At 71.7% G+C, this 8,447-nt stretch carries 10 protein-coding genes; 2 read left to right on the forward strand and 8 right to left on the reverse strand.

Going from position 1 to position 8,447, the window contains the following annotated elements:
- Positions 1-291 precede the first annotated feature (291 nt).
- From VFE05_24670 to VFE05_24680, 3 genes are all read right to left on the reverse strand, one after another.
- The gene (locus VFE05_24670; protein HET6233293.1) at positions 292-921 is read right to left on the reverse strand and encodes a hypothetical protein; all 630 of its coding nucleotides are present in this window, start codon (positions 919-921) and stop codon (positions 292-294) included.
- A gap of 185 nt (positions 922-1,106) precedes the next feature.
- Positions 1,107-1,835 carry a nucleotidyltransferase family protein gene (locus tag VFE05_24675; protein HET6233294.1) on the reverse strand — a complete coding sequence of 243 codons (729 nt, stop codon included), beginning with the start codon at positions 1,833-1,835 and terminating at the stop codon, positions 1,107-1,109.
- 13 nt (positions 1,836-1,848) lie between these two features.
- Positions 1,849-3,360, reverse strand: a complete 1,512-nt coding sequence (locus tag VFE05_24680) for an RNase adapter RapZ (protein HET6233295.1) — start codon at positions 3,358-3,360, stop codon at positions 1,849-1,851.
- 245 nt (positions 3,361-3,605) lie between these two features.
- On the opposite strand from VFE05_24680, the gene VFE05_24685 reads away from it, so the two are divergent.
- Positions 3,606-4,028: a hypothetical protein gene (locus VFE05_24685; GenBank protein ID HET6233296.1), complete on the forward strand. Its 423-nt coding sequence runs from the start codon at positions 3,606-3,608 to the stop codon at positions 4,026-4,028.
- Positions 4,029-4,310: 282 nt separating this feature from the next.
- On the opposite strand, the gene VFE05_24690 is transcribed toward VFE05_24685, so the two are convergent.
- The 4 genes from VFE05_24690 to VFE05_24705 all read right to left on the reverse strand — a co-directional run bounded on the left by VFE05_24690 (position 4,311) and on the right by VFE05_24705 (position 6,869).
- Positions 4,311-5,279: a CopD family protein gene (locus tag VFE05_24690; protein ID HET6233297.1), complete on the reverse strand. Its 969-nt coding sequence runs from the start codon at positions 5,277-5,279 to the stop codon at positions 4,311-4,313.
- Between the two features lie 137 nt (positions 5,280-5,416).
- On the reverse strand, positions 5,417-5,866 hold the full coding sequence (locus tag VFE05_24695; protein ID HET6233298.1) for a hypothetical protein: 450 nt from the start codon (positions 5,864-5,866) through the stop codon (positions 5,417-5,419).
- Entirely contained in the window at positions 5,863-6,270 is a 408-nt protein-coding gene (locus tag VFE05_24700) for a hypothetical protein (protein ID HET6233299.1), read from the reverse strand. The genes VFE05_24695 and VFE05_24700 overlap by 4 nt, the downstream gene beginning before the upstream one ends.
- 17 nt (positions 6,271-6,287) lie before the next feature.
- Entirely contained in the window at positions 6,288-6,869 is a 582-nt protein-coding gene (locus VFE05_24705; GenBank protein ID HET6233300.1) for a sigma-70 family RNA polymerase sigma factor, read from the reverse strand.
- Between the two features lie 383 nt (positions 6,870-7,252).
- On the opposite strand from VFE05_24705, the gene VFE05_24710 reads away from it, so the two are divergent.
- Positions 7,253-7,771: a hypothetical protein gene (locus tag VFE05_24710; protein HET6233301.1), complete on the forward strand. Its 519-nt coding sequence runs from the start codon at positions 7,253-7,255 to the stop codon at positions 7,769-7,771.
- A 227-nt stretch (positions 7,772-7,998) separates the two neighbouring features.
- On the opposite strand, the gene VFE05_24715 is transcribed toward VFE05_24710, so the two are convergent.
- The coding region (locus tag VFE05_24715; protein ID HET6233302.1) for a zinc-binding dehydrogenase at positions 7,999-8,447 on the reverse strand (449 nt) is incomplete at its 5' end.

Genomic DNA, 8,447 nt, shown 5'->3' on the forward strand with positions numbered 1-8,447 from the left:
TGTCAGCCTCTTTGAGAAAACCGAGATGGCACAAGCCTTCTCGTCCGCAAAGTCCCGAATGTCAGAGAAACCAACATGCAACCAGTTGCAGCTCTTCAACTTCTAACCGGACACTTGTGATCCAGTTGTCGTCATCGTTCGGTTGATGTGCATCTTCGCATCACTCGAACGCCCGGCCGGCTCTCACATCTGCCGATCCATCACCGATCACCGACCATCCTTCCGCAGAGGCTGGCGGATGCGATAAATCGCACCCCTACCGGCGGATGGAATCTCGCGGGGCGGCTTGCGTCAGGTGGTGGTGACGGTGTGGGTTACGTTGATGGACACGGCGCAGAAGGTGCCGACGAGGGTGGCGGTCTGGGTGGCCGGATCGAAGGAGGAGGTCAGGTCGAGCGCGCAGGTGCCGCTGCCGCCCGTGCTGCGCGCCCAGGTGAAGGCGCCCTTCTGCGTGACGGTCGTCTTGCCCGGAACGCCGTTGGCGACGCTGGCGGTGAGGTGAAGCGTGGTGTTCGGCGCGCCGCTCACGGTGATGACCGATGCGTCCTTCGTCGCGTAGGCGCATGCCGCCTCGGTGCGGGTGGCGGTCGCGTCGACGGTGGCGGAGCGGGCCGCCAGGTCGAACGAGGTGTTCGCCTGGCCGGCGACGTTGACGCTGCCGCCCCTGGGGCAGGTCACGGTGGTGTTCACGCTCGTCGCCACCGTGGTCGCCCAGGCGGCACCGCTGCGGGGCGTGCGGTTCAACGACGCGCCGGTGCCTCCGAAAGCGGAGAGCGTGACGTTGTCGAACGCGGGGGCGAGCGCCTGGACCTCGGCCGCGGTGAGGCTGTCGTTCGCCTTGGCCGGGCCGGTGGACGAGCCGTCGCAAGCGGCGAGGGCGAGCGCGGCGGCGAGCGTGGCGGGGATCAGCTTGCGATGCATGGGCTTGCGTCCGTGTGTCAGGTTCGCGATTCCGCCGCGCCCGGGAGGCACGCGGCGGACGGCTTCGGCCGCGCGGGAGGTGCGCGGCGGGAGATTCTGGCTGGCGGGAAGGGGCCGAGGTACATCCACGTAGCTCGGGGGATGAACGGCCGTGCATCTACTATACAGCGTTCCTGCCCGTCGATCTACACCCGTGCTCCCCCACCGGCGGCGACGCGCTGCGCCTCCGCGAGCTGCTCGGGGCGGCCGATGTCGAGCCAGGTCGCGCCGTCCACGCGGAACGGGGCGATGACGGCGCCCTCGCCGGCCAGGCGCAGGTACGGGTCGAGGATGGTGAACACGCCCCGCTCCGTGATGCGGTCCAGGATGGCGGGCGAGATCACGTGCACGCCGCCGAACGCCAGCTTGCGCACCTCGCCCACGGCGGCGCGGACGCGGAGGTCGAGCCCCTTCTTCTCGTCCGTGCGCCCCAGCAACCCGGCGTCGTCGAAGAGCAGGTGCCTCGAGGTGGGGCGTTCCATCACCGCCAGCGTAGCCAGTGCGCCGGAGGCGAGGTGCGTCTCGTACATCTCCCGGAGCGGGAGGTCGGTGAGGATGTCGGCGTTGTGCATGAAGAACGGCGCGTCCCGCCGCAGCAGGTGCGCGGCATTCAGCAGGCCGCCGCCCGTCTCCAGCGGCTCGCCGGGCTCGTGCGAGACGACCGCGTCCACACCGAAGCCGCCGTGCTCGCGCACGTAGGCTTCGATCTGCTCGCCGAGATGGTGCGTGTTGACGACGAGCCGGTCCGCGCCCGCGGCGATGAGACGGCGGGCCACGCGCTCCAGGATGGGGACGCCGCCCACGGGCACGAGCGCCTTGGGCGTGTGGTCGGTGAGCGGGCGCAGGCGCGTGCCCAGGCCCGCGGCCAGCAGCATGGCGTCCACGCGGCTACTCCGCCGCGGCGCCGGCGGTGGCGCCCGTCTCGGCCGCGGCGGCGAGGGTGGCCAGGGCGTCGGCGCGGCGGGCGGACCAGCGCCCCTCCTCGCGGTGGGCGATGCGCACGTTCACGTCCGGGAAGCGCTTCTCGATGTGCTTCGCCAGCCGCTCGGCGAAGTAGACGGAGCGGTGCTGCCCGCCCGTGCAGCCGAAGTGCGCGCTGAGCGAGGTGAAGCCGCGCGTGCGGTACGTCTCCACCGAGCTGTCGACCAAACCGCGGACGTGCTTCCAGAACTCCTCCGTCTCCGGCATCTCCGCCAGGAAGCTCTCCACCGGCGCGTCGCAGCCGCAGAGGTCCACGTACTCGGGGTATCTTCCGGGATTGTGCAGACCGCGGCAGTCGAAGACGAAGCCGCCGCCGTGGCCTCCCCCATCTTCCGGGTAGCCGTGCTTGTAGCTGAAGCTGCCCACCTGCACCGTGAGCCCCGGCGGCACCTCCACCGGCATCTTCCGCAGCGTTTGCGAGGCGCAGATGCGCTCCAGAACGGCGCGCAGCTCGGGCAGCTCGATGGAGACGAAGCCCGTCTCCAGGATGCGCTCGATGTTGCGCACGGCGGGCGGCACGCTCTGCAGGAAGCGCGGCTTGCGCTCGAAGAAGCCGCGGTAGCCGTACGCGCCCATCGCCTGCATGATGCGCACGAGCACGTAGCCGCGGAAGTGCTGGCGGAAGCGCTCGCGGTCCACCGGCAGGTACTTCTCCAGCGAGTCCAGGTAGTGCTCCAGCAGCTCCTCGCGCAGCTCTTCGGGGATGGCGGCCTTGGGGTCGTACAGCAGCGACGCCACGTCGTACTGCAGCGCGCCGCGCCGCCCGCCCTGGTAGTCGATGAACCACGGCTCGCCGTCGCGCAGCATCACGTTGCGCGACTGGAAGTCGCGGTACAGGAAGTGGCGGGTGTCGGCGCCGAGCAGGAAGGTGGTGAGGCGGCGGAAGTCCTTCTCCAGCTTGGCCTCGTTGAACGGCACGTGGGCCAGCTTGAGGAAGTGGTACTTGAAGTAGCTCAGGTCCCACAGGATCGACTGGCGGTCGAACGAGGCGCGCGGATACGCGACGGAGTAGTCCACCACCTTGCCGCCCTCCACCTGGAAGCGCGGCAGGATCTCCACGATGCGGCGGTACACGGGCACCATCGCGGCGGGGAAGGCGGACGAGTCCTCCTTGCGCGCGGCGGCGATGGCGTCGAACAGCGTGGTCTCGCCCAGGTCTTCCACGAGGTAGATGCCGGCCTCCTCGTCCACCCCATAGATCTCCGGCACGGGCAGGCCTACCGAGCGGAAGTCGCGCGAGTAGCTGATGAAGGCGCGGTTCTCCTCCTTGTCCGGCCCCACCACGGCCACGGCCGTCTCGTACTGGTCGCCGATCAGGCGGTACATGGCCCGGCTGCTGCCATCGCCCTCGATCTGGAGGATGGAGGCCGGGGCCTTGCCGAAGTGCGCCTTGAAGAGGCGGCGGAATATCTGCTGCACGGCGGTTCCTGAGTGCGTTCGGTCACGTTGCGCGAAACTGGAAGATACCTTGCAACGCGGGTGCCGTCACGAATGCTCGGTTGATACGGAGCAGCCGATCGCCTGGCGCATCACTTACCGGCCCGGCTCCCGGCGAGCGCGCCGAAGCGGCAGGCGATGCGCTCCTGCGCACCTCCGTGGAACGTTGGTTGCTGCGGAAAGTACAGACGCGTCGGTCCCGCCTTTCCTCTCCCCCCGAGGACGCTATGCACGCCTCACGCTTCGCCCTGCCTTCCGTGCTCGCCCTGGTCTTCGCCGCCGCGGGGTGCGCGGGGCATTCGGGCTCGGAGCCTATCGGCCCGGACCCGCGCGACGTGGGGGTGATCGCCCCGGGCGACGCGGAGGGCATCCCGATGTACACCCAGCACGGGGTGCCCGGCTGCCGCTACCGCAGCGCGGGCAACATCGTGGCGCAGTCGCTGCTGGAGATGCGTGACGAGGCGAACCAGAAGCAGGCGGACGCCGTGATCGACGTTCGTAAGCAGGTGCAAGCGACCCTGCCGCCCGTGACGCGCGACGCGCCGGTGCGCCCCGCCGCATACGTCTACTATACGGGCACCGCCGTTCGTGTCGAGCCCGGCTGCCGCACCGGCCCCGCGCCGCAGGAGCCCGGCTCGCCCGGCGTCTGACGGGTGCCGATCGGGAGATGCGAGACGGACCGGATCGCTCCCCGCGGTCCGGGCCGTATCGTTCGTGTCCGATCCGCATCCGCCGACGACATGCGTGGCGGCGCATCAGCAGAAGCGCGTCGGATACGGGAGATGTGCGGCGCTTGTGATGGTATTCGGCGGATCGAGTACACGGGAGCTGTCGGCGATGGATGCGGACCGGAACGATGGAAGGCCGTCCATGCTGCGGACGGCCTTCCATCGTTCGTCATCAACCGGCCTGCGGTCTCACCAGACCCGAAGTCAGCTCTGGCCTGGCGGTGGCGGAGCCGGAGCGCCTGCCGGAGGCGGTCCCTCGGGCCCGGCGCCCTCACCGGGCGCACGCGGCGACGGAAGGCTGACGAGCACGGCGGTGATGAGGAGCACCAGCCCGGCGGCGATCAGCTCCGCGCGGGCGGAGCGGCGGAGCGCGAGGGCACCTTCCTCGCTGCCCAGGATGGGCCGCTGGCGACGCCAGTTCCACGCACCCAGCCCGAACACGAAGGCGACCACCACCAGCTTGGCGATGAGCGCCCACCCGTACGGCGTGGTCCACAGCGCGTCTATGCGGTGCAGGTGGTTCCACGCGGTGATCAGGCCGAAGACGACCACGACAAGGCCGCACACCAGCGCGAGGGGCGAGAAGGCGTTGACCATGTCGGCTACGATGGCGCCGCGGCGCGCGCGCACGGGCTCATCACGCAGCACCATCGCCAGGCCGCACACCAGCAGCACGAAGAGCGTCCCGATCCACAGCCCCGCCGCAAGCTCGTGCACCGGGTTCACCATCCGCGACCACTGCCCCTGCGCGATTCCCCGCAGCGTGCCGGCGATCACGCCCACGGCCGCCAGCATCCACCCCGCGCGCACGCGCCCGGCGGCGAGCGCAAAGCCCAGCAGTGCGAGGACCAGGCAGCCGACCTGAAGGCCCGCGCCCAGATTGCCGGTGACCAGCCCGCCCAGCGTGGTGTGCGCGCGAGCAGCGGCGCCGGGGAGCGCCATGGCGGTGCGCGCGGCCATCACCAGCGCGCCCACCAGCCCCAGCACGGCGGCGCGTTTCGCCGCGTCGCCGTAGACGCGGCGCTCTGCCTCGAACGCGGAGCCGGTGGGCGCCAGGCGGCCGCGAAGGGCGGAGTAGCGGAAGCCCACGGCGCCCGCGGCCAGGAAAACACCCACGAAGCCGGCCAGCTCGCCTGCGGCTTCGGACCACTCGATCAGGGGCTCGGTCAGCATCACGCGCGGGTCTCTCCGGTGTTGGGATGGGGATGCGGTGCCGTTGCGCCGCGGGCTCGCACGAGACGCGCCGCCGGGGCCGGAAAGGCCGCCGGAGGCGCGGTGGTGCATCGTACGGTCTTCGCCGGGAACGCCCTTCAGCGCGGCGGGGGCGGCGGCGCGCTGTCGCCGTGGGGCTGGCCGCCGGCGCGGGCCGCGTGGCGGCGCTTGCGCAGGTCCTCGTACTTGATGCGCTGCGCGGGGGTCATCACCGCCTCCAGCTGCGCCCGCGTGCTCTGCGTGATGGCTTCGAAGCGCGGGTGAACCTCGCGCGCCAGGTCGCGGGTGCGGGCCTGGCCCGCCAGCAGCACGGAATCCACCCGCGCCTGCTGCTGCGTGGAAAGGCCCAGCTCCCGCGCCAGGTAGCGCGACCAGCGGTGCGCGCTCTCCGGGCTGAAGCGGCTGGGGCCGCGGGCGCGCGGGGGGGGCATCTGCCAGTCTGCCGGGCGCAGCGCGAAGCGGTCCAGCGCCACGCCGCCCGCCACGCCCAGCAGCCCCACGGCCACCAGGAGCGCCGCGGCCAGCGCGCGCGGGCCGCCCGCTCTCACCGCCCCTCCGGCATGGCCGCGGCGTCGCGCAGCAGCCACTCCGACGCGTCGGCCGAGAGGGCGGCGCGGTCGGCGGCCGGCAGCGCGGTGGAGAGCGCCTCCTCCACCATGGGCGAGGGGGCGGAGGCGGCCTGGAGCACCGGCGCAGGCTGCATGCTGCCCGCGGCGACGGCGAGCACCACGCCCGCGGCCAGCGCCAGCGGCAGCGCCGCGCGTGCCCAGGAGCCGGCGTAGGCCCACCACGCCTGGCGCCGCGCCGCCATCACCACCGCCGCGCGTGCGTCGATGGCGCGGTGCAGGCGGTCCCAGTCGGTGCGGTCCAGCGGCGGCCGGGCAGGGCCGTCGCGGAGCGCTGAGGCCAGGCGCTCGTCGCGCGGCGGATCGTGGGAAAGGTCCGGAAGCATGGGAGAATCGCTCGTCTTCAGTCGTGGAACAGGCCCAGCGTCTCGCGCAGTGCGCCGCGTGCCTGGAAGAGGTGCCAGCGCACGGTGCCCGGCGACAGGCCCAGGATCTCGGCGATCTCGGGGCCGGAGAAGCCTTCCAGCTCGAACAGCTTCACGATGGTGCGGCGCGGCTCGGGCAGCGCCGCCAGGGCCACCGCCACCCCCGCGCTCAGCTCCGCGCGCGCCGAGTGCGTCTCGGGTGTGACGCCGGGGCTGGTCACGTGCGCCGGGATCTCGTCGGTCCTGCGCACCCAGCGCGCCTTGCGGGCGTTCAGGCCGCGGTTGATGAGGATGCGGAAGAACCAGGGCGCGAACCGCCGGTCGCCCCGCAGCGTGTCGATCTTCTCGAGCGCGGCGATGAAGGCGTCCTGCACCAGGTCTTCCGCGTCTTCGGGATGGTCGAGGATGCGGTACGCCACCGAGAGAGCGCGGCGCGAGTACCGGCGCACCAGCAGGCCGAAGGCCTCGGTGTCGCCGGCGCGCACACGCTCCACGAGGCGCAGGTCGTCGGCGTCGTCGTCCGGCGCGGGCTGCGCGCGCCGCGAAGGCGCCTCAGCCACGGCGGTTGGGGGTGCGGCCGGGGCGCGCCGGGTCTTCACTACGCTGGGCACAGCCGTTCCGCATGTCCGCGAGTAGGTCCGCTCCGCTCGCGGCGTACCGCGATGCTGGATGAAAGAACAGTTTTCCCGCCCCGTCCGTTTGCGGCGGGCCCGCACGGCCGCGGCATCGTGCTCGCCGGTCGCCGGCTGCGTTCGGAAACGTAAGGTGCCGCCGCGGTGTATGCGGGCCGTGCGAGGTTAAGCGCACGCCCCGCATCCCACAAGCCCTCGCCCCCACGACGTCCGTTTTCGGCGGACGGCCGGTGGCGGGATGCGGGACTCTCCGGCGCCCGCGGTGTATCCAGCCGTACCCACGTCCAACGATCTTTACGAGAGGCACGAAGATGAAGCGGAACGCACTCCTGGTGGCGCTGGCGCTCGCGGTGGTCCCGGTCGCGGCCCGCGCGCAGGTCCCGGGCGGCTACGGCAACACGACGCCGCAGGGCGGGTGGGGCGCCGGGCGCCGCGGCTCCGCGCTGGGCGCGGACGACGTGCGGAATCCCATCAAGCCGCTGCTGGACCGCAGCCGCGAGCTGGGCTTCACCGACACGCAGGCCAACGAGCTGCTGGCGATGATGCAGAAGCTGGACGACGACAACCGGCCCATCTTCGAGCAGATCGCCCGCGCGCTCGCATCCGCGCAGAGCGGGCCCGAGGGGGCGCGCATGGACGCGATCCGGCCGCTGTACGAGCGCATCCAGCGGAACAACGAGGCGGCGTGGCGCGTGGCTGTGGCGCCGCTCACCAAGGACCAGCGCAACCGAGCCGAGCGCATGCGCCGCGACCTGGCCCGCGAGCGCGAGGACGAGCGCCGCAAGCGCCAGCCCCGCGGGGGCGACCAGGGGCTGATGTCGCAGCCGTAAACGCTCGGCTGGAGCAGCGGATGATGGATTCGGAGGGCGCGCCGGGATGATATGGCGCGCCCTCGGCTTTTCAGGCGGCGGGGAGCCCAGGCTGCGGCGGAACGCACCGGAGCTGGACGAGCACTACCGACGAGGGCGGCGCCGACACCGGGCCACCCTCGTTCTTCTCGGTAGATGCGGTGCGCGTGGAGGCGCCGGGTAGATGCCGTCGAGATGCCGCCTGGGCTTCAGGGCACCAGCAGCACTTTGCCGAAGTTCTTGCGGTCCTGGATGTAGGCGTGGGCTTCGGCGGCCTGGGCGAAGGGAAAGGTGCGGTCCACGACCGGGTCGAGAGTGCCGCTGGCGACCAGCGCCATGATCTCGGCGAGCATGGAGGCCATCAGGTCGCCCTTCTTCCACAGGTGGCCCACGTTCACGCCCTGCACGCCGCGGTTGTGGCTCATCAGCGAGAGGGGCTTGAAAGTGGGCATCTTGAGCATGCCCGTGACGGCGGCCACCACGCTGCGCTTCTCGCCGGGTGCCAGGCTGGAGGCGCCGAACACGTACAGGCGGCCCAGCGGCGCCAGGCTGCGGTAGCTCTTCCGGAACGACTCGCCGCCCACGGCGTCGAGCGCGATGTCCACGCCCTCGCCGCCGGTGATGCGCTTCACCTCGGCCTCGAAGTCCTGCGTGCGGT

It is taken from the genome of Longimicrobiaceae bacterium, from assembly GCA_035696245.1.
GTDB lineage: Bacteria > Gemmatimonadota > Gemmatimonadetes > Longimicrobiales > Longimicrobiaceae > DASRQW01.